General features: G+C 70.7%; 29 protein-coding genes. 18 read left to right on the forward strand and 11 right to left on the reverse strand.

Annotated features, from left to right (window positions below; all coding sequences use genetic code 11):
* The first annotated feature begins 162 nt into the window (after positions 1-162).
* Complete coding sequence (locus B0293_RS41080) at positions 163-1320, forward strand: helix-turn-helix domain-containing protein (RefSeq protein ID WP_077241513.1); 1158 nt, start codon at positions 163-165, stop codon at positions 1318-1320.
* Positions 1321-1323: 3 nt separating this feature from the next.
* Here the strand turns inward: B0293_RS41080 and B0293_RS41085 are convergent, their stop codons facing one another.
* Both B0293_RS41085 and B0293_RS41090 read right to left on the reverse strand, forming a co-directional pair.
* Positions 1324-3636: a LuxR C-terminal-related transcriptional regulator gene (locus B0293_RS41085; RefSeq protein ID WP_005153842.1), complete on the reverse strand. Its 2313-nt coding sequence runs from the start codon at positions 3634-3636 to the stop codon at positions 1324-1326.
* A 90-nt stretch (positions 3637-3726) separates the two neighbouring features.
* Positions 3727-3960, reverse strand: a complete 234-nt coding sequence (locus tag B0293_RS41090; protein WP_005153843.1) for a hypothetical protein — start codon at positions 3958-3960, stop codon at positions 3727-3729.
* A 180-nt stretch (positions 3961-4140) separates the two neighbouring features.
* On the opposite strand from B0293_RS41090, the gene B0293_RS41095 reads away from it, so the two are divergent.
* The 6 genes from B0293_RS41095 to B0293_RS41120 all read left to right on the forward strand — a co-directional run bounded on the left by B0293_RS41095 (position 4141) and on the right by B0293_RS41120 (position 8764).
* On the forward strand, positions 4141-5325 hold the full coding sequence (locus tag B0293_RS41095; RefSeq protein WP_005153845.1) for a sensor histidine kinase: 1185 nt from the start codon (positions 4141-4143) through the stop codon (positions 5323-5325).
* Positions 5326-5997, forward strand: a complete 672-nt coding sequence (locus B0293_RS41100; RefSeq protein ID WP_005153849.1) for a response regulator — start codon at positions 5326-5328, stop codon at positions 5995-5997.
* Positions 5998-6082: 85 nt separating this feature from the next.
* Positions 6083-6658 carry a dihydrofolate reductase family protein gene (locus tag B0293_RS41105; RefSeq protein ID WP_005153852.1) on the forward strand — a complete coding sequence of 192 codons (576 nt, stop codon included), beginning with the start codon at positions 6083-6085 and terminating at the stop codon, positions 6656-6658.
* A 48-nt stretch (positions 6659-6706) separates the two neighbouring features.
* Positions 6707-7531 carry an ABC transporter ATP-binding protein gene (locus B0293_RS41110; RefSeq protein WP_005153855.1) on the forward strand — a complete coding sequence of 275 codons (825 nt, stop codon included), beginning with the start codon at positions 6707-6709 and terminating at the stop codon, positions 7529-7531.
* 131 nt (positions 7532-7662) lie between these two features.
* A complete protein-coding gene (locus B0293_RS41115; protein ID WP_005153857.1) occupies positions 7663-8187 on the forward strand; it encodes a DUF4232 domain-containing protein in 525 nt (174 codons plus the stop codon).
* 25 nt (positions 8188-8212) lie between these two features.
* Positions 8213-8764 carry a DUF4232 domain-containing protein gene (locus B0293_RS41120; RefSeq protein ID WP_005153858.1) on the forward strand — a complete coding sequence of 184 codons (552 nt, stop codon included), beginning with the start codon at positions 8213-8215 and terminating at the stop codon, positions 8762-8764.
* 7 nt (positions 8765-8771) lie between these two features.
* Here B0293_RS41120 and B0293_RS41125 read toward each other — a convergent pair whose 3' ends face one another.
* Positions 8772-9194 carry an ATP-binding protein gene (locus B0293_RS41125; RefSeq protein WP_039916397.1) on the reverse strand — a complete coding sequence of 141 codons (423 nt, stop codon included), beginning with the start codon at positions 9192-9194 and terminating at the stop codon, positions 8772-8774.
* A gap of 155 nt (positions 9195-9349) precedes the next feature.
* On the opposite strand from B0293_RS41125, the gene B0293_RS41130 reads away from it, so the two are divergent.
* The gene (locus B0293_RS41130; protein WP_039916400.1) at positions 9350-9700 is read left to right on the forward strand and encodes an STAS domain-containing protein; all 351 of its coding nucleotides are present in this window, start codon (positions 9350-9352) and stop codon (positions 9698-9700) included.
* A gap of 8 nt (positions 9701-9708) precedes the next feature.
* Here the strand turns inward: B0293_RS41130 and B0293_RS41135 are convergent, their stop codons facing one another.
* Positions 9709-10167 carry an STAS domain-containing protein gene (locus tag B0293_RS41135; RefSeq protein WP_005153864.1) on the reverse strand — a complete coding sequence of 153 codons (459 nt, stop codon included), beginning with the start codon at positions 10165-10167 and terminating at the stop codon, positions 9709-9711.
* A 235-nt stretch (positions 10168-10402) separates the two neighbouring features.
* The gene (locus B0293_RS41140) at positions 10403-10741 is read right to left on the reverse strand and encodes a winged helix-turn-helix transcriptional regulator (RefSeq protein ID WP_005153866.1); all 339 of its coding nucleotides are present in this window, start codon (positions 10739-10741) and stop codon (positions 10403-10405) included.
* Positions 10742-10809: 68 nt separating this feature from the next.
* Between B0293_RS41140 and B0293_RS41145 the strand changes: the two genes are divergently transcribed.
* Positions 10810-11367, forward strand: a complete 558-nt coding sequence (locus B0293_RS41145) for a carboxymuconolactone decarboxylase family protein (RefSeq protein WP_039916441.1) — start codon at positions 10810-10812, stop codon at positions 11365-11367.
* Here B0293_RS41145 and B0293_RS41150 read toward each other — a convergent pair.
* Both B0293_RS41150 and B0293_RS41155 read right to left on the reverse strand, forming a co-directional pair.
* A complete protein-coding gene (locus tag B0293_RS41150; protein WP_005153878.1) occupies positions 11364-11576 on the reverse strand; it encodes a hypothetical protein in 213 nt (70 codons plus the stop codon). The two genes, B0293_RS41145 and B0293_RS41150, sit on opposite strands and share 4 nt — an antisense overlap.
* A gap of 360 nt (positions 11577-11936) precedes the next feature.
* The gene (locus B0293_RS41155) at positions 11937-12923 is read right to left on the reverse strand and encodes a LysR family transcriptional regulator (RefSeq protein ID WP_005153881.1); all 987 of its coding nucleotides are present in this window, start codon (positions 12921-12923) and stop codon (positions 11937-11939) included.
* Between the two features lie 90 nt (positions 12924-13013).
* Here B0293_RS41155 and B0293_RS41160 point away from each other — a divergent pair, with 90 nt between their 5' ends.
* A complete protein-coding gene (locus tag B0293_RS41160; protein ID WP_005153882.1) occupies positions 13014-14429 on the forward strand; it encodes an aminopeptidase P family protein in 1416 nt (471 codons plus the stop codon).
* Between the two features lie 43 nt (positions 14430-14472).
* Here B0293_RS41160 and B0293_RS41165 read toward each other — a convergent pair whose 3' ends face one another.
* Positions 14473-15606 carry a hypothetical protein gene (locus B0293_RS41165; RefSeq protein ID WP_005153884.1) on the reverse strand — a complete coding sequence of 378 codons (1134 nt, stop codon included), beginning with the start codon at positions 15604-15606 and terminating at the stop codon, positions 14473-14475.
* A 233-nt stretch (positions 15607-15839) separates the two neighbouring features.
* On the opposite strand from B0293_RS41165, the gene B0293_RS41170 reads away from it, so the two are divergent.
* The 6 genes from B0293_RS41170 (at position 15840) to B0293_RS41195 (ending at position 21194) form a co-directional block, all read left to right on the forward strand.
* The gene (locus tag B0293_RS41170; protein ID WP_005153886.1) at positions 15840-16439 is read left to right on the forward strand and encodes a helix-turn-helix domain-containing protein; all 600 of its coding nucleotides are present in this window, start codon (positions 15840-15842) and stop codon (positions 16437-16439) included.
* Positions 16440-16517: 78 nt separating this feature from the next.
* The gene (locus tag B0293_RS41175; RefSeq protein WP_039916403.1) at positions 16518-17681 is read left to right on the forward strand and encodes an NAD(P)/FAD-dependent oxidoreductase; all 1164 of its coding nucleotides are present in this window, start codon (positions 16518-16520) and stop codon (positions 17679-17681) included.
* Positions 17678-17944 (forward strand): (2Fe-2S)-binding protein, encoded by a 267-nt coding sequence (locus tag B0293_RS41180; RefSeq protein WP_005153891.1) that lies wholly within the window; start codon positions 17678-17680, stop codon positions 17942-17944. The genes B0293_RS41175 and B0293_RS41180 overlap by 4 nt, the downstream gene beginning before the upstream one ends.
* The gene (locus B0293_RS41185) at positions 17941-19284 is read left to right on the forward strand and encodes an FAD/NAD(P)-dependent oxidoreductase (protein ID WP_005153895.1); all 1344 of its coding nucleotides are present in this window, start codon (positions 17941-17943) and stop codon (positions 19282-19284) included. Before B0293_RS41180 ends, B0293_RS41185 begins: the two co-directional genes overlap by 4 nt.
* Positions 19281-20192: a dihydrodipicolinate synthase family protein gene (locus B0293_RS41190; protein ID WP_005153898.1), complete on the forward strand. Its 912-nt coding sequence runs from the start codon at positions 19281-19283 to the stop codon at positions 20190-20192. Before B0293_RS41185 ends, B0293_RS41190 begins: the two co-directional genes overlap by 4 nt.
* Positions 20193-21194 (forward strand): proline racemase family protein, encoded by a 1002-nt coding sequence (locus B0293_RS41195; protein ID WP_005153899.1) that lies wholly within the window; start codon positions 20193-20195, stop codon positions 21192-21194.
* Between the two features lie 87 nt (positions 21195-21281).
* On the opposite strand, the gene B0293_RS41200 is transcribed toward B0293_RS41195, so the two are convergent.
* The 3 genes from B0293_RS41200 to B0293_RS41210 are packed head-to-tail and all read right to left on the reverse strand — an operon-like array spanning position 21282 to position 24321.
* Positions 21282-22496, reverse strand: a complete 1215-nt coding sequence (locus tag B0293_RS41200; protein WP_005153900.1) for a metal-dependent hydrolase family protein — start codon at positions 22494-22496, stop codon at positions 21282-21284.
* Positions 22493-22933, reverse strand: a complete 441-nt coding sequence (locus tag B0293_RS41205) for a GAF domain-containing protein (RefSeq protein WP_005153901.1) — start codon at positions 22931-22933, stop codon at positions 22493-22495. Before B0293_RS41205 ends, B0293_RS41200 begins: the two co-directional genes overlap by 4 nt.
* Positions 22930-24321, reverse strand: coding sequence for an MFS transporter (locus B0293_RS41210; RefSeq protein WP_005153902.1), 1392 nt, complete (start codon positions 24319-24321; stop codon positions 22930-22932). The genes B0293_RS41205 and B0293_RS41210 overlap by 4 nt, the downstream gene beginning before the upstream one ends.
* A 135-nt stretch (positions 24322-24456) precedes the next feature.
* On the opposite strand from B0293_RS41210, the gene B0293_RS41215 reads away from it, so the two are divergent.
* On the forward strand, positions 24457-25383 hold the full coding sequence (locus B0293_RS41215) for a MurR/RpiR family transcriptional regulator (protein ID WP_005153903.1): 927 nt from the start codon (positions 24457-24459) through the stop codon (positions 25381-25383).
* An 80-nt stretch (positions 25384-25463) separates the two neighbouring features.
* Positions 25464-25637 (forward strand): hypothetical protein, encoded by a 174-nt coding sequence (locus tag B0293_RS43620; protein WP_005153904.1) that lies wholly within the window; start codon positions 25464-25466, stop codon positions 25635-25637.
* The last annotated feature ends 40 nt before the right edge of the window (positions 25638-25677 follow it).

The following is a 25677-nucleotide window of genomic DNA, read 5'->3' on the forward strand; positions in this document are numbered from 1 at the left end:
TCAAGGAGGCCTTCACGGACTCCGGCGACCGCTCCAGCCACCGCCACGAACGGGTGATGCGTAGGCGGGAGAGGCGCGAGTACGTAATTCACCCGATGTGCCCCGCTACCGAGGAGTAGCAGACTCGGCGCCCCGACGTTCCCGCTGCTCCGGAGGTCGACGATGACCGTGTCGCACGCCCCAGCCCGTCCCGCCCCGGCGCCCTCGGCGGCCTCGGCCCCGGGTCGCTCCGCCGCCCTCGTGATCGCCCGGGTGGTAGTCGACGGCATCCGGCACTCGTTGCCCGAGCACGCGCCGTTGTTCGACGCACGGGCCACCGAGTTCGTCGCGCTGGTGCTGGAGCACGAGGGGATGAACTCCGCGCCGGGGATCGCCGTCGGCGCGGACGCCTTCCGGCAGGTCGGCGTCGCCGAGTACGCCGCGGGCAAGGAACTGGCCAGGCTTTCCCGGGCCTACCACTCGGCCGGCCGCGGTGCCCTGCCCGCGCTGGCCTCGCTGTCCCGGCAGACCGGGGCCGGATCGGCCCTGATGGACACCGGGGTGGAGGCCCTGCTCCGCTGCGCCGACGTGCTGATCCGGCTGTCCACCGCCGCCTACCGTGCCGCGCACACGCCGTCGACGGCCGAGGTGCGCCGGGATCTGCTGCGGGAGATCTTGAGCGGCCGTCCGCCCGCGAAGTGGATGAAGCTGGCGGGCCAGGCGGGCTGGGTGCCGCCCGCGCGGGTGGTCGCCGTCGCCGCCGAGCCCGGCGCGGTGCGCGCCTCGTTCGGCCCGGAGGTGCTGGCGGACCTCGGCGGCGAGTACCCGCACCTCCTCGTGCCCGACGACGTCGAGATCAGCGGCGTCCTGGCGGGCGCACGGGCGGCGGTCGGGCCGGCGGTGGCGCCCGCCGACGCCGCGGAGTCGCTGCGGTGGGCCCGCCGGACGCTGGAACTGGTCCGGCGCGAGGTGATCGAGGACGGCCCCCTCGTGCACTGGTCGGACCACCTGACCACGCACTGGCTGTTCGCCGACGAGGTGCTCACCACCGCGCTCGTCACCCGCAGCCTGGCGCCGATCGCGGATCTGCCGTCGAACGAGCGCACCAAACTCGCCGAGACCCTCGACGCGATGCTCTCCGCTCGCGGCGGGGCACCCGAGATCGCGAACAACCTGGGCGTCCACCCGCAGACGGTCCGCAACCGCCTGCGCCGTCTCCGGGTTCTGTTCGGGTCGCGGCTCGACGATCCGCAGGCGCGGCTGGACCTGCGGATCGCTCTGCGCGCGGACCTGCTCGCTCCCGAGCAGGCGCGGCCCGCCACCCCGATCAGGGCGGCGTGAGCCTCAGGCGGGATCCGCGGATCGGGTGACCCAGGTGGCGACCTGGACGCGATTCGAATACCCGAGTTTGGTCAGGATGTGGTCGATGTGGGTGTCCACCGTGCGGCGGGCGATGCCGAGCCGGTCGGCGATCTCCTGGTTCGTCAGGCCCTCGGCGACCACGTGCGCGATCTCGGTCTCGCGTTTGGTGAGCACCTGCGCGACCTGTTTCCGCGGTCCGGGGGAGCGCTCCTCCAGGGCGTACGCGATGGCGGCGCCGACGGGCATCGCGGCGCCGTCGGTGAACTCCTTGATCGCGACCTCCCAGCCCAGCGCGGCGGTCACCGTGTCGGTGTCGGTCTGGAGCGGTTCGGTGAACGCCTCGTACCGCGTCGGCCAGGCACCCACCGTGCGCCAGACGTTCATCGCGGCGCCCTGCAGGATCGCGGCCCGGTTGGGCCGTCCGGTGCGGGCCGCGCAGCCCGCCAGGACGGTGAGCGTGAACCCGACGACCACGCGGTCGTCGACCCGCTCGTGCAGGCGCAAGACCTGCTCGCAGCACCGGCTCGCCACGGCGAGATCACCTTGCAGGTACTCGGCGGCGGCGCGCGACCACAGCGCCCAGCCCCGCCAGAAGACCTCTCCTCGACGCTCACAGCGTTCGACGGCTTCGGCGAGCACCGCCCGGCCGCGGTCGATGTCGCCGTCCAGCCAGACGGCCAGCCCGTGGTTGTAGCTCGCCCAGAGGTCCGCGCCCTCGTCGCCGTGCGCGCGGAACAGGTCGATGGCCGTGCCGAACAGGCGCGACGCCTCGGGCATGTCGTCGCCGATCAGCGCGGCGTAGGCGCGGACGTGCAGCACGTAAGCGGCGGCGAGTTCGTCGCCGCTCGCCTCGGCTTCGGCGGCCGCTTTGTCGAGCATGCACCGATAGGCGGGCATGTCTCCCTGCACCAGCGCCAGGAAACCGGACAGCCACAACCCGTGTGCCCGCTCCGGGACGCCGGGTGCCGCGGCCTCGTCGAGCCGCCGGACCCATATCCGGCCTTCGGTGTTCAGCCCGCGGACGATCCAGAACTCCTTGACGTCGCGCAGCATCCGCAGCCCGATGACCGCGTCCTCGGGAGTACCGGTGCAGTGGTCGAGGGCGACGCGCAGGTTCGCGTGCTCCCGCCGCAACCGGCCGATCCAGCCGAGCTGATCGGTCTCCAGCCATTCGCCGGCGTACCGGCCGGCGAGTTCGGCGAACCAGTCCCGATGCCGTTTCCGCAGGTCCGCGGTCCCGCCCAGCTCGCGGAGCCGGTCGACGCCGTACTCGCGCACCGACTCCAGCATCCGGTACCGGACGCCGCCCGGATACTCCTCGCGCAGCAGGATGGACTTGTCGAGCAGCCCGTCGACGACTTCGAGGACCCGTTCGCGGGGCAGCTCGCCGCCGGAACAGACCTGTTCGGCGGCGTCGAGGTCGAAGCTGCCGGAGAACACCGACGCGCGCGCCCACAACAGGCGTTCGGGCCCGGTGCACAGGTCGTGGCTCCAGTCGATCAGCGCCCGCATGGTCTCGTGCCGCTCTGGCCGTCCGCGCCGGTCCTTCGTGAGCACGGAGAACTGCTTGTCGAGCCGGTCGGCCAGCTGGCGCAGGGACAACGCCCGCGCGCGGACGGCGGCCAGCTCGATGGCCAGCGGCAGCCCGTCGAGCCTGCGGCACAGCCGGATCAGCGGCTCGGTGTCCTCCTCGGTGAGCCGGAACGACGGCGCGACCGCGGTCGCGCGGTCCACGAACAGCCGCACGGATTCGTCGTTCACCGCACGTTCGAAGGAGTCGCCCTGCTCCGGGATCGCCAGCGGCGGCACCGGCAGGACCCGTTCGCCCGCCACGCCGAGGGACTGCCTGCTCGTGGCCAGCACGGTCACCTGAGGACAGGCCCTGACCACGGTGTCGGCGAACCAGGCACAGCTGTCGACCAGATGCTCACAGTTGTCCAGCACCAGCAGCAACCGGCTCGCCTGGAGCGCTTCGACGACGACCTCGATGGCCGGTTTCGCCGAGCGGTCGCCGAACCCGAGGACGTTGGCGACGGTCGGCACCAGCAGCGCGGGTTCCCGCAGTTCGGCCAGCGACACGAACACGACCTCGTCGGCGGTGGCCTCCCGATGGGCCGCCGCGACCCGCCACGCCAGCCTTGTCTTGCCCACGCCACCCGGTCCGGTGAGCGTGACCAGCGAAGACGCCGCCAACAGGCGCCGCGCCTCGCCGGTCTCGGCGTCGCGGCCCACGTAGCTGGTCACTTCGGTGGGATCCGCCGACCACCCCGAAAGCGAGCCAACTCCGTCCGCCATGCACTCTCCCCGCGATCGCCCGGATCCGCGATCTCCGTCCGATGTAGACGGAGATCGCCCGGCTGGGGATCCTAGCGGACCGGTGGACTCCTAGCGGGACACTCGCTTCCCGCGGTCGTGCGCCCAGCCCGCCAGCACGACTCCCACCGCGGCGAGCAGCAGGAACACGATCAGCCTGCCGCTCCACGCACCGGGTACCCAGTCGAAAGCCCCCCATAACTGGGTCGCGGAATGGTCGAAGAGACTGCGGATGGCCGCCTGTCCGAAGATGGCGACGGCCACCATCCCGAAGATCTGGACCCCCAGATAGCCGCCCTTGCCCATGCTTCTACCTCCTGTTTCCCCTGTGAGGGGTCCAGGATCTTCCGCGCGCGCCGCGGGCACATCGGCATCGCGTCGCGCGCCGTGTTCGACCAAAGTCGAGCCCGGCCGCGACCGAGGTCGGGGCCGGGATCGTCCTGTGCCCGGCTGCGCCGCTCACCGCGGGGCGACCATGATGGGCCCGTGATCACCGACGCCGGCGCCCAGCCGCCCCTCCGTCCGTGGGGCGAGGCCTGGCGCCTGCTCGCCGCGGCCGCGCTGGGCGTGGTGCTCTGGATCGTCACGGCGTCGCAGCTGCCGGTGGGCGCGTCGGGACCGAGGGTCGAATGGATGATCACCGGTGACCCGGCGCTGGCGCTCCTCTGTCTGATCGGCCTGCTGTGGCGCCGTCGCTTCCCGGTCACGGTCACGCTCGCGATCATCCTCACCTCGACGGCTTCGGTCCTGTCCGGTGGCGCGTCCTTGCTGGCGCTCTGTTCGCTGGCCGCCCGGCGACGACCGGTCGAAACGGCGGTCGCGGCGGTGTTGTCCGTGGTCACGGCGGTGCTGGGCAACGACCTCTACCCGCATCGCGAGACGCCGGGACCGCTCTGGCTGGTGATCAGCCTCCCCACCCTGCTGATGGGCATCACGGTGGCCATCGGCGCGGCGATCGGCGCGCGCCGCGAGGAGGTGCGTTCCCTGCGGCAGCAGGTCGAAAGCGCGGAGCGGGAGCAGGCCGCCCGCGCGGCCGAGGCGCGGATCGTGGAGCGGCACCGGATCGCCCGCGAGATGCACGACGTCCTCGCGCACCGGGTCTCGCTGGTCGCCATGCAGGCCGGGGTGCTGGGGCATCGCCCGGACCTTCCCGCCGACCAGGTCGCGGAGCTGGCCCGCGGGATCGCCGACGGCTCCCATCAGGCGCTGGAGGAGCTTCGCGACGTCCTCGGGGTGTTGCGCGCGAGCCCGGACGAACTGGAACCACCGCAACCCTCGCTCGCCGACCTGCCGGCGCTCGTCGCGGACGCGCGGGCACTCGGGCTCGACGTCACCCTGACGACCACGACGGAGGGCGATCCGCCCGTCGCGATCGCGAGGACGGTCTACCGGATCGTGCAGGAAGGGCTGACCAACGCGGGCAAACACGCGCCGGGAGCCCAGGTGGCGGTCACCGTCGAGGGGAAGGCGGGAGACGGCTTGCGGGCGACGATCCGGGACACCGGCGCGGCGCGGAAGAGCGCGGGACCGCCCGCGTCGGGATTCGGGCTGCTCGGGCTGTCGGAGCGAGTGGAACTGGCGGGCGGCGAACTGGACCACCGTCCGGAACCCGGCGGCGGATTCGTCCTCGCCGCGCGGTTGCCGTGGCAGGTCCGCGAAGGGAGCGAGTGAGTGGACAACGAGCGGGTACGGGTCGTGCTCGTCGACGACGAGCATCTGGTGCGGATGGCGTTGCGGCTCATCGTCGACGGCGAACCGGACCTCGTCGTGGTCGGTGAGGCCGCCGACGGCGACGCCGCGGTCACCGTGGTGGGGGAGCAGCGGCCCGACGTCGTCCTGATGGACGTCCGGATGCCCGGTCGCGACGGCCTGAGCGCGACCGAGGAGATCCTCCGGCTGCCGGAAGCGCCGCGGGTCCTGGTGCTCACCACGTTCGACTCGGACGAGATGGTGCTGGGGGCGCTGCGCGTCGGCGCGCTCGGGTTCCTCCTCAAGGACACCCCGCCGCCGCGGATCCTGGCGGCGATCCGGACCGTCTCGACCGGCGAACCCGCGCTGTCGCCCGCCGCCACGGCCAGGCTGATCGCCGCGGCGACCGGTCCGCGTTCCTCCGACGCGCGCCGGGCGTCGAGGGACACGGCGGTCGAACTGCTGGCCACGCTGACCGATCGCGAACGCGAGACCGCGGGCGCCATCGCCGAGGGACTGTCGAACACCGACGTCGCGCGGAGGCTGGACATCACCGTCGCGACGGTGAAGGCCCACACCAGCAGCATGCTGTCGAAACTCGGCGTCGAGAACCGCGTCCAGATCGCCCTGCTGGTGCGCGACGCGGAAAGCTGAAACTTTCTCCGGCGCGGTGTCGAATCCATCGGTTCCCGCTCGACGCAGTGTCGAAAGCAGTTCGGAACCACCAAGGAGAAACCAGATGCGCACCCTGATCGCCACCGCGTTCGTCTCGCTCGACGGCGTCGTCGAAGGGCCCGGCGGAGAGCCGGGCTACCGCAACTCGGGCTGGACCTTCAACGGCATCGAGTTCGACGAAGCCGCCTACGAGCTCAAGAGCCGCGAGCAGGGCGAGGCCACGGCGATGATGCTGGGCCGGGTCAGCTACCAGGCGTTTTCGCCGGTGTGGCCCGACATGACCGTCGAATTCGCCGGGTACAACGCGATGCCGAAGTACGTCGTTTCGACCACGCTGCGGGACGAGGACCTCGTCGACAACTGGGGCGAGACCACGATCCTGCGGTCGCTGGACGACGTCGCGAAGCTCAAGGAGACCGAAGGCGGGCCGATCATCGTGCACGGCAGCGCGGAACTGAACCGGAACCTCGCCGACGCCGGCCTGATCGACCGCTACCACCTGCTGGTCTTCCCGGTCCTGCTCGGCGCGGGCAAGAAGCTGTTCAGCGACACCGACAAGGACAAGCAGAGCCTGAAGCTCGTGGAGAGCGAGGCCTACGGCAACGGTGTCCAGAAGCTGGTCTACGACATCATCCGATGATCGGACCCCGGGCCTGGACAGTTCGCGCGTCCTGCGATCATGAACCGCATGAACAAGCCTGTCTTCGTCCAGCCGAACCTCGACGGACCGGCGGTGGAGCTGTCCGGGGTCGAGGTGCACGTCGGCCGGGTGCCGCTGGTGTCGGACGTGGACTGGCGGGTGGACTACGGCCAGCGCTGGGTCGTCCTCGGCCGCAACGGCGCCGGGAAGTCGACGATCCTCTCGGTGGCCTCGACCCAGCGGTTCCCCAGCGCGGGCACGGCCGTCGTGCTCGGTCACCGCATGGGCGCCGTCGACCTGCGCGACGTCCGGACGCACATCGGTTTCGTCGGGGCCAACCAGCGGCTGCCCGACGCGGAGAACCACGACGCGCACACCGTCGTGCTGACCGGGTACAGCGGCAGCGTCCTCCCGCTGTGGGACCGCTACGACGACGCGATCCGGGACAGGGCGTCGAAACTGCTCGAACTGGTCGGCTGCACCGAACTGCGCGACCGGCCGGTGCGCGTGTGCTCGCAGGGCGAACGCGCCCGGGTCCGGCTCGCCAGGGCGCTCATGGCCGACCCGCTGCTGCTCCTGCTGGACGAGCCGTTCGCCGGTCTCGACCTGCCCGGCCGCGAGGACCTCCTGATGGCGCTGGAGAACCTGACGCTGGCCCAGCCGGAACTGGCCACGGTCACCGTGACGCATCATCTGGAGGAGATCCCGGCGACGGCCACGCACGCCCTGATGGTGCGCCGCGGCAAGGTCACCGGCGCGGGACCGATCGACGACGTCCTCACCGACGAGGGGCTTTCCGCCTGTTACGAACGGGACGTCGAGGTCCATCGCATCAACGGCCGCTGGGCCGCGCACGCGGTGCGACGTTTCTAAAGACGTCCGTCACTCCACGGGGTTGCTTTCGGGGGATCAACATCATCTTCACGCATCTTCCCGGCAGGGGTGGGCATCTTTCCCAGTGAGTTCGATCAACGTGAATCGATCACCGAGTGGGAGGAGATGTCATGAACGTCCAGGTGAAGCGAGCGGCCGCGGCGATCACCGTCGGGGGACTGGTGACCGGTGGGCTGCTGGTCGCGGGCGGTGTCGCCGGAGCGATGCCGAGCGACAAACTCTGCGGCGCCTCCGACGTCGAGGTGACCGTGACGCCGGATCCGTCGCACTCGACGGACCATGAGGCGTACGTCCTCACCTACACCGCGGCGTCGCCGACCACGAACTGCAAGCTCCAGGGCGCGCCGACCGCTTTGTCGTTCGTCGACGACGGACAGCTGATCGACGACGTCGCCGTCGTTCCTGACGCCACCGCGGCGAACGCGGCGCCGGTGAACCTGCGCGAGGGGCACCCGGCCGTGTCGCGCATCGTGCAGGCCTCCGCCGAGGCGCCGAACCCGCACACACCGACGACGATCACCTTCGACCTGCCGACCGGGCCGGGCGGTGTTCCCGTCGTCGCGAACTGGCCCGCCGGTGAGCCGCTGAAGGGCGCCACCGTCCAGGTCACCGCGGTCTCCGCCGCCACCGCCTGAATCCCGCCGAGCGAAGGAGGAAACCATGTCCGGCAAGCAGATCAAGCGTGTTTCCCTGGGTGTCGCGGTGCTGACCGGCGCGCTCGCGCTCACGGCGGCAAGCACGGCCGAAGCCGCCACGACGCGGTGCGGTACGGGGGATCTCGCGGTCTCCTTGGGTGAGCCGAAGCAGCTCGAAGAGGCGACGGGTCAGTACGACGTTCCGTTGACCTTCAAGAACATCTCGTCGAAGACCTGCGGTCTGCACGGAGTGCCCGGCGTCGACCTGGCCGGGCCGGACGACCCGAACGGGCCCGTCTACCACCTGCCGCGCGTGGACAACGGCGTGCGCGTCAACGAGGTCCCGCCGGGTTCGACGGCGACCGCGACCGTCACCGTGCTCTCCTCGACGGAGGGCTCGGTCGGCAGCGGAGGCTCCACGTCCTGGACGCCGTCGAAGCTGGTGACCATCCCGCCGGGCGAGACCGAGGCGTTGAGCGTGGACTGGCCGTCCGGCCTGCCGGTGCTCCGTCAGGACGCCGCCACGCGTCCCGGTAGCTGGGTCAACGGAATCCTCGCCGACCCGACGGCGAGCTGAGCGCGGGTCAGGCCGGAGGGCAGGGCCAGGCGAGCCGGACGATGGTGCCGGTGGGCGTGCTCGTCACCGAGGCTTCCGGCGCGAAAGCGCGGATGATCGGCAGACCACGCCCACCGTCCGGCCGTCGGCCATCGCGCCAGCGTCCTTCGTCGGCGACGGTGATCTTGATGTGGCCGTCCTCGCGGGTGGCGGTGATGGTCATGACGTTGTCGTCGGTGCCGTCGGGGTACGCGTGCTTGACGACGTTCGTCATCGCTTCGTAGGCGGTGAGCTTGAGATCCTCGGCCAGTTCCCGGGGGAGACCGTGCTCGAGTGCCCAGTTCGCCAGGAGATCCCGCAACCTGGCCGCCTGGGCGGGGACGGCGGCGACCTCGAGGACCAGCCCGCCGGTGCTTTCACCGCTGTCACGCACCGGCTCGTCGATCGGCATCACGGGGCTCTCCTCGTCGTCCGCCGCGGTCCACGACCGCCGGATCCGTCGTCCAGGCTAAGGCACCGCCGGAATCGGGACGCGTGTGCCGCGCGGTCGGGCGCCGCCATCCGATATCTTCGAGAGTCTTCGGGGTACCGAATCGTGAGGGGTGGATGACGGTGACGAGCGGAGATGGCGACACCCGGGAAGTTCCGTTCTCGGTGACCGTCGCCAGGCCCGATGGCGCCGAGGTGGTCATCGCGGTGGCGGGCGAAATCGACCTGACGACGTCCGAAGAACTCAAGGAGACCTTCGAGGAAGTGCTGGAACCCGTGCCCGGCAAGGTCGTGGTCGACCTCGAAGGCGTGGAGTTCTGCGACTCCACAGGATTGGCGACCCTGGTCAGGATCAACGACCGGTGCGCCACCCAGGGAGTCGATCTGAGCTTCCTGCCGTCGCCGACGATCCGGCGATTGGCGCTGAAGACGGGCCTTTCCACGCTTCTGCCGCTCGCCGGATCCTGAGCTCCGGATCAGGGATTCGGCGCCGGCAGGGCCTTTGGGACTTCGCGGATCGCGCTGTCGAGGTAGCGGTACACGGGGATGCGGGACTCGACGCCGAACAGGTGCAACAGCCGCAGGACCGGACGGGTGTCGGCGACGACGCCGGTCGTGCGGCGTTCGACGTGGGCGCGGGCGGCGGCGGATTCGATGACCCGCAATCCGGCGACGCCGAGGAAGCTGACCTCGGTGAGGTCGAGCACCGTGGCGGCGGGAAGGTCGCGCAGGAGGGCGTGCTCGAGCCGGCCCGCGGTGGCGAGGTCGATCTCGCCGGTCGCGGAGACGACGAGCAGATCTTCACTCCATCGGGTCTTCTGGACCCGCAGCAGGTTTTCCGCCGTCGGACGCTGCCACGGAACGGTGGGATGGATGACGGTGCGGAGGGCGGGGCCGTCGCGGCTGCCCCGCGGGAACGGAATGCGGTCGGTCATGATGCTGGTCTCCCGGATAGCCGGGGACGAGACGGACAACGGGTAAGCCTGCACAACGGCTGCGCAAGTCAACTCGCCGCCGCGTCGCCCTGGTAAGTCGCCCTGTGAAAGCGGCGGGGCCGCGGACATGCGGGTCGTTCGCGCGGGCTGGTGGACTCAACCTCACGTACTGCTCACCGTACGCTGCTCACCTGACCTGGCAATACCGCGTAGGAGGATTCATCCACGCGCATGGTCACTCGCGCAGGGCCTTTTCCCAGGCGAGACCCCAGTTTTCCAGCGGGTGCAACGCGTCGAGGAGCTGTCGGCCCAGCGGTGTCAGACGGTATCCCTCCTCGCCGGTTTCCACGATGCGGGCTTCGGTGAGCTCGCCGAGCCGGGTCGAGAGCACGCTCGACGACATGCGCTCGCAGCGCCGCCTGAGTTCCCGGAAGCCGACCTCGTCCTGGCGTAGTTCCCAGATCACCCGCAGCGTCCACCGGCGCCCGAGCAGATCGAGCGCGGCCATGAGCGGACGGCCGGTTTCGGAGCCGCGGACCGGCCGTCCGGGACGCGGGATCGGATCGTCGGGCATCTCATCCCCTTGCGCTTCGATTTCAGAAGCAGCATAGTGGTTCGAAAATCGAATCACTTGAGGTGGTCATGGCCCGTGTCGCGCCGCTCACTCCGCCCTACGAGGCGGATGTCGAAGAAGCACTCCGCAAATGGATGCCACCGGGTGTGGCGCAGGACCCACTGGCGCTCTTCCGGTTGCTGCAACGCCACCCGGGGCTGGCGTCGCGGATGCGCGTCCTCGGCGCGGGTCTGCTCGCGCACGGGGAATTACCCGCGCTGGACCGCGAAATCGTCATCGCGCGGGTGACCGCACGATGCGGATGCCGGTACGAATGGGGTGTCCACGCCGCGGTTTTCGCATCGGCCGTCGGGCTGACCCCGGAGCAGGTCGAGGCGACCGTGACCGGCGGCTCCGGGCACCCTGCGTGGTCCCGACGACACCGTGCCCTGATCGCCGCCGTCGACGAACTCCACGACACGGCAACGGTTTCCGCCGACGCGTGGGCGGCGCTGGCCGAGCACTATCCGGTTTCGCAGCTGCTGGAGTTCCTCGTGCTCGCGGGCTGGTACCGGACGATCGCCTACGTCGCCAACGGCGTCGGTCTCGACGAGGAGCCTTGGGGCGCCCCGTATCCCGCTGGTTAGGGCTGGTGCGGGTCCGCCTTCCTGGTGTCGTCCCGTTCTCGTTTCGAGGCCTTCCACGCGGCGAGGACGCACAAAAGTGCCGCCAGGAAGCCGATCGCGGTGAGCGTCCCGGCCCAGACGGCGCCGGTACTGGCGAGAAGGTAGAGCTGGATCACGGCGGTGGTCGTGTAGACGACCGCCAGTCCCAGCCACAGCCGTTGCGTCATCATCTCCCGTCTCCGTTCGCCCGGTACGGGAGGTCAATCGCCGCTGGGCGGGATCGGGTTACAGGCTGTTCGAAACCGGTGGTTTCCTGGCGGTGGTCCTGGTTCGACCGCGGTGGTCGTGAGTTTGCCCATCGGGCGGGTCGGTCTCGCCGGGCAACGTTGTGAAAGCCACGTTCACAACGTTGAAGGTTGCGAAAGTGGCTTTCGCAACACCAACTGCGCCAGCTCCCACCAGACCACCCCGACTCGGTGCTTCGGCCCGCCGAGCATCGCGGGGTCCGTGAAGGCCTCCTTGAGGGACTCTGGGTCCCTCAAGGAGGCCTTCACGGACCTCTGACCGGCTCCGCACCGACCGGCGGCAGCTCACGAACCGGCCACCCGGAAGAAGTCCACCAGCCCGTCCCCGGACCGCGAACTCCGCCGCCGCTCCCACCAGGTCCGGAACGGGGTCGACGCCATCGCGTGCCGTGTGTACGACGTCATCATCGCGCGGTACACGTTCTCCGCCTGATCCCACGTCAGCCGTTCCTTGCGCCACGCCAGCACCAGCCGCATCCGCATGGGGTCGTCCTTGAGCGGCCGGACGACCATGCCCGGCAGTTCGGGCGCGGTGGGCTCCACGAGCTGGACCGCCTGCCCGGCGGCGATCAGGGTCCGCCCGCCGCCGTTGGGGCATTCGAAGCGGATCCGCGGGGTGAACCCGGCGCGATGCGTCGCCGCGCGCAGCGACGTCAGCGAGCCGTCTTCGGGGCCAGGCGGTCCTATCCACGCTTCGTCCGCGAGATCGGCGAGGTCGACCTCGAAGGCGTCGGCGAGCCGGTGCCTGGCCGGAAGACCGATGAAGACGGGCACCCAAGAGAACAGCACCCGGTGCCCCAAATGCTTCGCCAGCGGCACTTCCTGGTCGTCGGACATGGCGATGACGGCGATGTCGAGGGTCGCGCGGGCCAGCGCCTGCGCCAGCACCGCGCTCGACGGTTCCAGGTGGACGGTCACGTCCAGCCCCGGCAGCGCGTCGTCCAGCTGCTCGACGAAGGTGGGCAGACAGTCCATTTGAGACGATCCGAGCCGGACCGGGCCGTCGCCCAGCGCGCCGAGGAGATCGCTTTCGAACCGGTCGAACTCCACGAGCAGGGTCAGCGCGCGGCGCAGCGTCTGCTCGCCGAACGGGGTCGGCGTCACTCCGGTGTGGCTTCGCACGAACAACGGCGCGCCGATCTGCCGTTCGAGCCGCTGGAGCAGAGAGGTCAGCGACGGCTGCGACATGCCCAGCGCGGCGGCCGCCTGCGACAGGCTGCCCGCCTCGGCGATGGCGCAGATCGCCCGCAGGTGCCGGATCTCCAGGGCCATAGGCGGAGTCTATCGCCGCCGGTCATTACGTCCCGGCCGTTCGCGGTGTGAAGGTGCGACCACGACCGTGTCTACCTGAAGGGGGAGCCGATGACCGGCGACCGAACCCGGCCGGATCTGCGCGCGCTGCTGGCCGCCAAGGGGTTCCGGAACTGGATCAGCGACGGCTGGGAGCCCGCCGACACCACCGTCGACGTACCGGCGGGTTCCGCCGAGGCCGCCGCCGCTCATCGCGGCAGGCTGTCGGCGGAACTGCCCGGTCAGCGGATCGCGCTCGCGGCGGGCCGGGCCGTCGTGCGGTCCAACGACACCTACCACGGCTTCCGCGCCGACAGCGACTTCGTCTGGCTCACCGGCTGCCAGCGCGAAGGCGCGATCCTGGTGCTGACCCCGGCGGGGGACAGCCATCACGCCACGCTGTACGTCCCGCGCCCGGCCGAGCCGGACGAGCCCGACTTCGTGGGCGACGCCGACACCAGCCCGCTGTGGGTCGGCACCGCCGCCGGGCCCGCCGCGTACGGGGACGCGCTCGGCATCGAATGCCGCCCGCTGGAGGACCTCCCGCACGGCTTGCGCGGGCGGAACCCGAGCTTCCTGGTCGGCGCCGGTGTCGATCCCGCGCTCGACGCGTACGGCTTCGGCCACAGCGACCGGCTCCGGACGGTGCTGGCGGACCTGCGCCGGATCAAGGACGACTGGGAGATCGGCCAGTTGCGCGATGCCGTCGACGCCACCGCGCTCGGGTTCGCCGACGTGCTGGCCGCGTTGCCGGAGGCGGTCCGCGGCGGCGGGGAACGGTGGTTGCAGGGCACGTTCGACCGGCGTGCCCGCACCGAGGGCACCGGCCCCGGTTACGCCTCCATCGTCGCGGCCGGGCCGCACGCGCCGATCCTGCACTGGACGCGCTGCGACGGGCAGGTGACCGAGGACAGCCTCCTGCTGCTCGACGCGGGCGTCGAGCTGGATTCCTTGTACACGGCGGACATCACCCGTACCTTCCCGGTCGGCGGGGAGTTCACGACGGCCCAGCGCGACGTCTACGACCTGGTGTACAAGGCGCATCTCGCGGCTCTGGCGGAGGTTCGCCCGGGTCGGGACTTCGCCGCCTTCCAGACGACGGCGCTGGGCGTGCTCGCGGCGGGGTTGCACGATTGGGGTCTTCTCCCGGTGTCGGTGGACGAGGCGCTGTCGCCGGACGGGCAGCAGCACCGGCGGTACATCGTCTGCGGGACCGGCCATTTCCTCGGGCTGGACGTCCACGACTGCGCCTCCGCGAGTCCCGGGGCCTACCGCGAGGGCACGCTCGCCGAGGGCATGGCGCTGGCGGTGGAGCCCGGTCTGTACTTCCACGCCGGTGATCGCACGGTGCCGCCGGAACTGCGCGGCCTCGGCGTCCGCATCGAGGACAACGTCGTGGTCACGGGATCCGGGCACGAGCTGCTTTCCGGCGGTTTCCCCTCGACCGCCGACGAGATCACCGCCTGGGTCCGGGCGGCCAGGGGGTGAAGCACCGGAGGGCCGGCCCGAGTCCGGCCCTCCGGTGGCCCCGTCAGTACGAAATGGTGTGCCCGGTGAGGATCCGCTGGGCCGCCCCGGTGGTGGACAGCCCGGCGGCGGGCCGGTCTTCGGTGAAGTACTCGCGGAAGTCCTGGCTGAAGTCGCGGGTCATCAGCGCGATCGTGCGGTTCCAGTTCCCGCCGTCCGGCCCGTCCGCCGCCCACAGGTCCAGCAGGGACGAGCCGACCCGGCCCTGCACGGTGTCCCCGGCGTCCCAACCGGGGGTCGACGCGTCGTTCCGGAAGCTGTAGGAACTACCGTTGTCGTAGACGTAGCGGTAGTCGCCGAGGGCATAGGCGGCGACGGCGTCGGCGAATCCTTCGGTCCACGCGCACGATTCCGAGCTGTGCTTCTCGATGTAGTGCGGGTTGCAGTCGTCGACCACGGGGAAATCGCGCCCGTACAGTTGCCATTGCAGCCAGTGCCCGGCTTCGTGGAGCACGAGATGCTTCGAGTCCGGCATCGTCGCGCCGAGGAAGACGTAGTTCGTGTTCGGGTAGTCCCAATAGCCGCCGTCGGCGACCTTCGGATCCCAGACGAACGTGATCTGATCGCAGCGGCCGTCGGACTGACGGGCGGTCCAGCAGGACGAAGCGGGGTTGGCGCGCTTCCAGTAGAGGACGTTGAGCGTGTCCACCACTTTCCAGGCCCGCTGGAGTGTGGACGGCACCTTCACCGTGCCGAGGTCCTGGGTGCCGGACACGTTCGTGCGGCGGGCCGAGTCGAAGGCGTAGTCGGTGGTGTTGTTCGCGGCCTTGACGACCCGCCACATCGAGGTGCTGCTCGACCGGAACCGGACATAGGCCTCGGCCAGGGAAGCGGTGTGGCAGGCGGTGAACCGGCCGTCGGACGCGCCGGTGATCCCCGCGGCGAGCCTGCTCGCCGCACCGGAACCGGTGCGCCCCCACAGTTCCCAGTTCGCGTTCCGGGCCACCTGCGTGCGTACCGGTTTGGCGGTCCCGGCCTCCGCGTCGAGGTGGTCGAAGGCGAGTGTGCCGGTGAGACAGGCGTTCGCGGCCGCCGTGGCCGGTGTGCCGGCCGCGAACGCGGTCAGCCCGAGAGTGGTGACGAGCACCGCGCCGAACGCTCGAAGCCGTCGGCCCGCGGATCTGCGGATCAGCTGCACGGGAATCTCCTCGCTGGAGGGAACGACGGTGCGCCCGTGACCCTGTGTCGACGGTGACACACCGGTTGGTGAACGAGTTTCATCGCGGCCGGAGCCGCCCACCATCGCGTCGGCCCATCGGCCGCGGCTATGCCCTCCCCGCGAGGACGCGTGTCATGATGACCGCGAACTCGATCGGCAAAGCGAACGTTCGCCCGTCCGGTCGTACGGTTTGACGAACGACAGGAGCAGCGGTGGAGGACGAGACGCCCTCGATCCGGGACATGCTGGCGGTCAATCTGCGCGCGGCCAGGGCGGCGCGGGGGATCTCGCTCTCCGAGCTGTCCCGGCGGTCCGGCATCGGCAAGGCGACGCTGTCGCAGCTGGAGTCCGGTGGTGGCAATCCGACCATCGAGACCGTGTTCAGCCTGTCCAGGGTGCTGGAGGTGGCGATCTCCGATCTGCTCGACCACCGGGCGGGCGGTGCGCTCACCGTGGTCCGCGGCGCCGACGTCGAGGTGCTCAGCGGCGAAGGCGTCGACCTCAGGCCGCTGCGGCGGATCGAGACCGGTGACGGCGTGTTCGAGGTGTACGACCAGGTGGTGCGCGGTGACGCGCCGCAGCGTTCGCAGGGGCACGTCGGGATCGAGCACACCGTCGTGCAGTCCGGCTCGCTGAAGGTCGAGGTGGCGGGCAAGACCGTCGAGGTCGGCCCGGGGGATTACGTCGCCTTCGACGCTCGCGAGCCGCATTGCTACACCGCTTCGGACGGGCCGGTGCACTCCGTCCTGCTCCTGCAGTACCGCGCCGACGAACGGCTCGACGGCAAGCCGCATCCGGTCCTGAAGGGCTGAGCGCGCTCGAGGTATTGACACCTCTCCGGAGGGGAACCTACTCTCCGATCGTTCGCTTTACCGAACGCGGGAGGGTTGATGAACCGAACGCGCGTGGTCGTCCTCGGCGCCGGCATCGTCGGCGCCGCGTGTGCCCGTGAGCTGAGCCGGGCGGGCTTCGACGTCGTGGTCGTGGATCGTGGCCGTCCCGCCGGGGGAACCACTTCGCACGGCGAGGGCAACATCCTCGTCTCCGACAAGGGACCTGGCGCCGAACTCGAACTCGCGAAGCTGTCGATCGGGCTGTGGCCGCGGATCGTCGCCGAGATCGCCGACGAGGACGCGCGCGCCGCTTCGGCGATCGAGTACGACCCCAAGGGCGGCATCGTCGTCGCCACCACGGACGATGGTGCTCGCGCCCTCACCGCGTTCGCCGCTTCGCAACGCGGAGTTCGCGCGGAACCGTTGTCACTCAAGGAACTCGCCGAAGCGGAACCCGCGCTGACCCGCGAGGTGACCGCCGCGTTCCACTACCCCGAGGACGCCCAGGTCCAGCCCGCGGGCGCGGCGCTGGCCCTGCTGGGTTCCGCGTTGCGCCACGGTGCCCGGCTGCGATCGGACACCGAGGTCGTCGGCGCGTCCGTCCACAAGGGACGGATCATCGGTGTCCGCGTGCCCGGCGAGGTCATCGAAGCGGACGTCGTCGTGAACGCCGCGGGCCCGTGGGCCGGTCGGGTGTCGGCGCTGCTCGGTGCCCCGATCGCCGTCCGCCCCCGCCGGGGTGAGGTGCTGGTGACCACGCCGATGCCCGGCGTCGTCCGGCACAAGGTCTACGACGCCGATTACGTCGGCGCGGTCGGCGCCGATTCGGGTGAGCTCCAGACCTCCGCGGTCGTCGAGTCGACCTGGGGCGGCACTGTGCTGATCGGCTCGTCACGCCGCCGGGTGGACTTCGACGACGCGATCCGCCCGGAGGTGCTGAGCGCCATCGCGGTCAAGGCGCTGCGGCTGTTCCCGGCGCTCGCCGACGTCGCGGTGATGCGGGCGTACGGCGGATTCCGGCCGTACGTCGACGATCACCTCCCGGTACTCGGCGCGGATCCACGGCTGGAAAACCTCTGGCACGCCACCGGGCACGAAGGCGCCGGTATCGGACTGAGCGTCGGCACCGCGCTGTTGCTGCGCGAGTTGCTCACCGGCACGGAGCCCGCGATGCCGGTCGAAGAGTTCACCGTCGACCGCCCGGCGGTGGTGGCCGCATGAGTGACCAGCGGATCCGGATCACCGTCGACGGCGAAGCGCTGACCGGGATCGCGGGCCAGAGCGTCGCGGGAGTGCTGCTCGCGGCGGGCCGGATCTCCTGGCGTACCACGCGTTCCGGTGCGCCACGAGGCGTGTTCTGCGGAATCGGCGCGTGTTTCGACTGCCTGCTCACGGTCAACGACGTGCCCGACGTCCGCGCGTGCCGGCGTCCGGCCACCGACGGCGACGAGATCCGCACCCAGACCCGGGAGGAGCACACGTGAGCCGCCATGTGGTGGTCGTCGGCGCCGGGCCCGCCGGGCTCGCGGCCGTCGAACACGCGTTGCGGGCCGGTGCCCGGGTCACGGTGCTGGACCAGGCGGAAACGCCCGGCGGCCAGTACCACCGCAGGTCGCTGGCGGCCGACTCGGCGCGACAACCGGAGTTCGACCGGCACCGCCGCCTCCTCGCGCATCCCCGGTGCCGGTGGTGGCCCGGATCCACCGTCTGGGCGTTCGACCGGGTGGAGAACCGCCTGCATGTGCTGCGAGGCCAGGCCGACGGCAGTGGACGGCGACGGCTGACCCTGGTTCCGGACGCGCTGGTCCTGGCGACCGGCGCGCACGACCGCACCCTGCCGTTCCCCGGCTGGGAACTGCCCGGCGTGTACACCGCGGGCGCGGCGCAGGCGCTGGCGAAGGGCGAGCGGGTCGCGATCGGCCAACGGGTCCTCGTCGCCGGGGCCGGGCCGTTCCTGTTGCCGGTCGCGGAATCGTTGCTGGCTGTCGGGGCCGAAGTGGTCGCGGTCCTGGAAGCGAACCCGGCCGCGACCGTCCGAAAAGGATGGTCGGCCCGCCCGTGGCGTCTGGCCGCCCACGCCGGCAAGGCGGGCGAACTCGCGCGGTACGCGGCGACGCTGGCCCGCCATCGCGTTCCGTACCGGCTGGGCCGGACCGTGATCGAAGCACGCGGCACGGACCGCGTGCGGGAGGTCGTGACCGCGAAGGTCCGCGCGGACTGGTCGGTCGTCCCCGGCACCGAGCGGACGTACGAGGTCGACGCGGTGTGCGTCGGACACGGGTTCGTCCCGCAGCCGGAACTCGCCGTCGCCGCGGGCTGTGTCCTGGACGGTGGCTTCGTACGGGTCGACGGCACGCAACGGACCACAGTGGACGGTGTCTTCGCTGCGGGCGAGATCACGGGTATCGGCGGCGCGATCACCGCCGCGGCCGAGGGCGCGGTGGCGGGATGCGCCGCCGCCGGGGGAGAGCCAGCACCCGCGTTGATCCGTGCCCGCGACCGCGCTCGCACCTTCGCGGAACGCCTCGCCACGGCTCACCCGATCGGATCGGCCTGGCGAGGCTGGTTGCGCGAAGACACGATCGTCTGCCGTTGCGAGGAAACCACGTACGGCGAGCTGACCCGGGCCGCCGGGGACGCCGTCCGTCCCGGCTCGCACGCCCTGAAACTCGGCACCCGGGCCGGGCTCGGCCCGTGCCAGGGCCGGATGTGCGGTCCGACCGTGTCCGAACTCTGCGGTGGCGCCGAACGGCACCACCGCCCCGTCGTCCAGCCGATCCGGCTCGGCGAACTCGCCGCCCGAACCGAAGGAGAACCTGAATGAGCACCCGCGATCTCGGTGGCGTGGTCGTCGCGACCGCCCTCCCGTACCGGGCGGACGACGCGGCGCCCGCCGGGCTGGCCGTGGACTACGACGCCTACGCGGCGCACTGCCGCTGGCTGATCGACAACGGTTGCCGGGGCGTCGGCCCGAACGGTTCCCTCGGCGAGTACTCCTCGCTGACCGACGAGGAACGCCGCCGCGTCGCCCGCACCGCGATCGAGACCGTCGGCGAGGACGGGATCGTCGTCGTCGGGGTGCACGGCCCCGGATCGCATCAGGCCAGGCACTGGGCCGAGGTCGCGGCCGAGGACGGCGCGGACGGCGTGCTCTGCCTGCCGCCCACGATGTACCGCGCGAACCATGGCGAGGTGCTCGCGCATTTCGAGGCGGTGGCGTCGGTCGGCCTGCCGGTGATGGTCTACAACAACCCCATCGACACCAAGGTCGATCTCACCCCGGCCCTGCTGGCCGAAATCGGGCGGATCGACAACGTGGTCGCGGTCAAGGAGTTCTCCGGTGACGTCCGGCGGGTGCTGGAGATCCGCGAACAGGCACCGGGTCTCGACGTGATCAGCGGCGCCGACGATGTCGTGCTGGAAAGCCTGTTGATGGGCGCGACGGGCTGGTTCGCCGGGTTCCCCAACGTGTTCCCGGCCGAGTCGGTGCGCCTGTTCGACCTGGCGAGGGCCGGGAAACTCGACGAAGCCAGGGCGCTCTACGAACCGCTGGTGGCCGCGTTCCGCTGGGACTCGCGCACCGAGTTCGTCCAGGCGATCAAGCTCGGGATGGACCTCGTCGGCCGCTACGGCGGGCCGTGCCGCCCGCCCCGGGGGCCGCTGACCGGCGAACACCACGAGCAGGTCACCGCCGACATGGGCCGCGCGCTCGCCTCGCTGGGGGTGGCGTAGGTGCGGTCGATCCGGTCGATCACCGCCGTCGACTCGCACACCGAGGGCATGCCGACCCGGGTGGTGACCGGTGGCGTCGGCGTCATCCCGGGCGACACGATGGCCGAACGCCGCCGGTACTTCATGGAGAACCTGGACCACCTGCGGCGGTTCCTGATGAACGAGCCGCGCGGCCATTCCGCGATGAGCGGCGCGATCCTCCAGCCGCCGACGCGGCCGGACGCCGACTGGGGCGTGGTGTACATCGAGGTGTCCGGCTGTCTGCCGATGTGCGGCCACGGCACGATCGGCGTCGCGACCGTGCTGGTGGAGACCGGCATGGTCGAGGTGACCGAACCGAAGACCGTGGTGCGCCTGGACACCCCGGCCGGGCTCGTGCACGCCGAGGTCGACGTCCGGGACGGCCGTGCGGAACGCGTCAAGCTCCGCAACGTCGCGTCGTTCCTCGCCGAGCGCGACGCCGTCGTCGAGGTGCCGGGTCTCGGCGAGGTGCGGTACGACCTGGCCTATGGCGGGAATTTCTACGCCATCCTCGAACTGTCCCAAGTGGACATCCCGTTCGAGCGGGCGGAGAAAGACCGGATCCTCGCCGCGGGGCTGGACATCATGGCGGCGATCAACGACCAGCGCCCGCCGGAACATCCGGCCGACCCGCTGATCGGCGGCTGCAAGCACGTCCAGTTCCTCGCGCCGGGTTCGGACGCCCGCGCGTCGCGGAACGCGATGGCGATCCACCCGGGCTGGTTCGACCGGTCACCGTGCGGCACCGGCACCTCGGCCCGGATGGCTCAGCTGCACGCCCGGGGCGAGCTGCCGTTGCGCACGCCGTTCGAGAACAGCTCGTTCATCGGCACCACGTTCACCGGCGAACTGGTCGCCGAGACCACCGTCGGCGGTGTCCCCGCCGTGGTCCCGGAGTTCTCCGGGCGCGCGTGGATCACCGGCAACGCCACCTACCTGCTGGACCCGGACGACCCCTTCCCCGCGGGGTTCGTCCTGTAGGGGCTGAAGGGCGCTTTCCCCGCATAAGACGTGGGGAAAGCGCCCTTCACCGCGTGACATGCGGGGAAAGTCCCCTTCAGCCCCCTGTCAGGCGGAGACCACCGTCCCGGACTGGATGACGTGCCGGAACTTCTCGGGCTCGGCCAGGACGCCGATGTCCTCCAGCGGATCCCGGTCCACGACGAGCAGGTCCGCGTGCGCGCCGGGGGCCAAGGTGCCGATCTCGCCGGTCAGGTTCAGCAGGTCCGCCGCCGTCGACGTCGCGGAGCGGATCACCTCCAGCGGGGACTGGACCTCGGCGCGCAGCCGGAACTCGTGGTTCTGATGCCGGTGCATCCCGCCGAGCAGGTCGGTGCCGTAGACCAGCTTCACCCCGCCCTTGGCGGCCCTTTCCAGGGCGGCCAGACCGGCTCCGAGGACGTCGTCGACCTTGCGCCAGCTGGATTCCGGCAGCCCGTGCTCGCGTCCTTCCTCCTTCAGTGCCCAGTACGTGACGAGGGTGGGCACGAGGTACGCGTCGTGCCGGAGGAACAGTTCGACACTGAGGTCGTCGATCAGGTTGCCGTGCTCGATCGACCGCACGCCCAGCTCCAGCGCCCGGTTCACCGCGCGGGCGGTGTAGGCGTGCGCGGCGACGTAGCGGTTGGCAGACTCCGCCTCCTCGACGATCGCGCGCAGTTCGTCGGCGGAGTACTGCGTCGAGTCGATCCGGTCGGTGGGGGAGGCGACACCGCCCGAGGCCATCACCTTGATGTGGTGCGCGCCCTTGCGCAGTTCGTCGCGCGCCGCCGCGCGGACCGCGTCGACACCGTCGGCGACCCGGCTGAGACCCGCGCAGCACGGGTGGTCCTCGCTGACGTTGGCACCGCGGGTCCGGCTGTCGCCGTGCCCGCCGGTCTGGCTCAGCGCGCGCCCGCAGAACAGCAGGCGCGGGCCCCGGAACAGGCCCTCGGCCTGGGCGTCGGCGAGCCCGAAATCGGCGCCGGAGGCGTCCCGGACCGTGGTGAAGCCCCGGTCCAGCATCCGGCTCATGGTGCGGGCGCTGTGCGCCGCCACGTAGGAGGGCGACGACGCGGGAAGCGAGCCCAGATCCGCTGTCGACGCGGTCACGTGCACGTGAGCGTCGACGAGACCGGGCAGTACGAACGCGCCGCGCAGGTCTTCGGTCCGCACATCACCGGCGCTGAGACCGGAACCGATCTCGACGATCCGGCCGTCTGCGCACCGGAGGTCTCCTTCGGTGTACTCGCCCGTGACCGGGTCGAGCAGACGGGCGTTGCGCAGCAACAGTGATCCGGTCATCGGGTTTCCTCCAGGAGTTCGCGCAGGGCCGGGACCGCCAACGGTGCCAGAGATCGGGCCGCTGTGACGGAATCGTCGTCGTAGCTGCCTTCGGCGTCGAGGATGTTGAGCACGCCGAGTGTGCGGCCGTCGTCCACCACCGGCACGTTGATCACCGCGCCGCAGCCGAGCCTGTCGATGAGCTCGTGGTCGGCGAAGATCGCCCGTACGGCCGCGCTGTCCGGGCCGAAGTAGGGCTCCTGCCCGGTGATGCATCGCTCCAGCCAGCCCGCCGCCACCTCGACGGTCTTCTCGCCACCGACCGGGTAGTCCGCCGGGTGGCTGCTGTGCACCCGGCGCAGCGCTCGCCGTTCGGGCACCCAGGCCAGCACGGTGAACAGCCGTACGCCGATGGTGGCCCGGGTCTTGTCCTCCACAGCGGACAGTGACACGGTCACTTCGTCATCTCCTTCGCGGTCTCCACGGGCTTGCCGTGTTCGGTCAGTTCTTCCAGGGAACGGCCGGCGGTGGAGAGGCCGAACACGACCACGCACACCACCCCGGCCGCCAGGACGGCGGTGGTCAGGCCGAAGACGCCGGCGAAACCGAGGCTCGCCGCCGAAAGGCCGATGATCGTCGGCGCCAGGATGCTGCCGACGCGGCCGAACGCGCTGGACAGCCCGGTCCCGCTGGCGCGGATCCAGGTCGGGAACACCTCGGGGGTGTAGGAGTACACACCGGCGTAGGTGCCGTTGAGGAAGAACGACAGCACCGCCCCGGCGAGAGTGATCGACCACGGCGCGTCCATCTGGCTCAACCAGAACGCGCTCACCGCCGAACCCGCGAGGTACAGCGCGATGGTGTGCTTGCGGTCGAGCCGTTCCGAAAGCCACGCCGCGGAGAAGTACCCGGGGATCTGCGCCAGGTAGATGATGATCGAGAACTCGAAGCTCTTGGTCACCGTGATCCCGCGTTCGACGAGCAGCGTCGGGATCCAGGAGAAGAAACCGTAGTAGGAGAACGTGATCACGAACCACACGGTCCAGATCACCGCGGTACGCCGCGCCATCGCCGGGCTCCACAGGAACTTCAGCGCGCTGAAGAGGTTGACCTTGGGGGTTTCCGTGGCGGGCTGGGCGTCGGCTTGAGCGACGGCCGGGAGTTCCTGTCCTGTCGCCTTTTCGACGTCCCGCTCCAGTTTCGCGACGATCTTCTCGGCCTCGGCGTGACGCCCGTTCGCGACCAGGAACCGGGGTGATTCGGGCAGCGAGCGGCGCCACCACAGCAGCATGACGATCGGCAGCGCGGTGATCAGCTGCGCGACCCGCCAGCCTTCCGGCACCGTCGGGACGATGAACCGGCCGATCAGCGCGGCCATGACGAACCCGAACGAGAAGAACCCGGCGAGCGCGCCGACGAACCAGCCGCGCCGTTTGGCGGGGACGAACTCCGACAGGAACGGGGCGATGATCGCGCTTTCGGCGCCCGCGCCCGCACCGGCCAGCACCCGGGCGCCCAGGAAGATCTCGTAGTTGGGGGAGAAGGCGGCGAGGACCGAGAACACCGCGTAGAAGGCCAGCGCGTACATCATGACCTTTTTGCGGCCGATGCGGTCGCCCAGCAGACCGGCGGCGATCGCGCCGAAGAGGAAGCCGAACGGCGTCGCCGAACCGATCAGCCCGAGCTGCCCGTTGTCGAGGCCCCAGGCGGCTTTCGCGCTCGGCAGGAGGAAGGCGACCACGGCGGAGTCCATGCCGTCGAAGGTGTAACCGAGCCCGCCGATGAGCAGGAGTTTGTAATGGGGACGGCTCAGCGGGAGCCGGTCCAGTCGTGCCAGAAGCGTCATGGGGAACGCCTTCCGTGGTTCGGGCGACGAGGAGTGCGGACAACGTATACTGCGTTTCGTCGAAACTGCAATGGTTGTTGCAAGTGGTCCGATGGGCACGATGCGTTACCGTGACGCGGTCGAGGGAGGGCGTGCGTGACAGAGACGGGAATCGACGACGGATTCGAGGCGTGGCTCCGGGATCGGACGCCGGAACGCGGCCTGCGGCCGAAGTCGGCCGCCGTGCTCGAAGTGCTGGTCTCGCAACCGCGCCGGGCGTCGTTCGGCTCGACGGCCGAACTCGCCCAGCTCGCCGGGGTCAACGTCGCCACGGTCACCCGCACCGCGCAGGCGCTGGGTTTCGCCGGATGGCCTGCCCTGCAACAGGAGTTGCGGGCGCGGTACATGTCGTCGCTGAGTGCGCCGCAGGTGGCCGAGGAACACCGGGACGTCGACTCGCCCGGATCGGCGTCGCTGCGCCGCGACCTCGACAGCCTGGCTCTGCTCAACCGTCGGGTCGCCGAGGAGGAGATCCGCAACGTCGCGGAGGCCGTCGCCGCCGCGCGCCGCACGCTCGTCATCGCCGACGGCAGTTACGCCGCCGTCGGGATCGCCTTCGCGCACAACGCCCGGCTCGCCGGTTACGACGTCCACGCGATCACCGCCGGAGACGCCGAACTCGCCAACGCCACGGCGAAACTCACCTCCGAAGACGTGCTCATCGCGATCAGTTTCTGGCGGCTGTACGAAAGCACCGTGCTCGCGGCGAACGAAGCCAAAGCCAGGGGAGCCCGCGCGTTCGCGATCACCGACGCCGCGAGTCCCGCGCTGGCGGGTGCGGTCGAACAGGTGCTGATGGTGCCTGCCGAAGGCGTCACCTTCTTCCCGTCGCTGACCGCGGGCATGAGCCTGGTGCAGGCCATCGTCGCGCAGCTCGCCGCCGTCGACCCTGTCCGCACCGGTGAGTCCATCGAAGCGGCCGAGGCCATGTGGTCGCGGTTCGATCTGCTGCATCGCCGTCCCGGGTCGGCCGAACGGCCGGTGCCGAAAAGGCCGACCGGTCGAGGCGTCTCCGCCGGTTGACCGATCCGCCGGCCCCGGCCGGCGGGCGATCCTGGTTCCAGGCCGCCGGAACAGGCGGCACGGGGATCGAGGAGACGGACATGACGATCATCGAGACTTTGGGCGCTTACGCCGGGCTCGCGCTGCTGGCGCTGATGGCGGTGACCCCGCTGCTGGTCGAACTCGATCAGCGCTTCCCGGTCACCCGCCGGGCCAAGGCGGCCAAAGCGGCCGAACGGGCACGCCGGATGCCCGCCGGACTTGCTTCGGCGTGACGCAGAGCACAGAGAAACCCGCAGAGCTACCTCACGTGAG

It is taken from the genome of Amycolatopsis azurea DSM 43854 (genome assembly GCF_001995215.1).
Lineage (GTDB): Bacteria > Actinomycetota > Actinomycetes > Mycobacteriales > Pseudonocardiaceae > Amycolatopsis > Amycolatopsis azurea.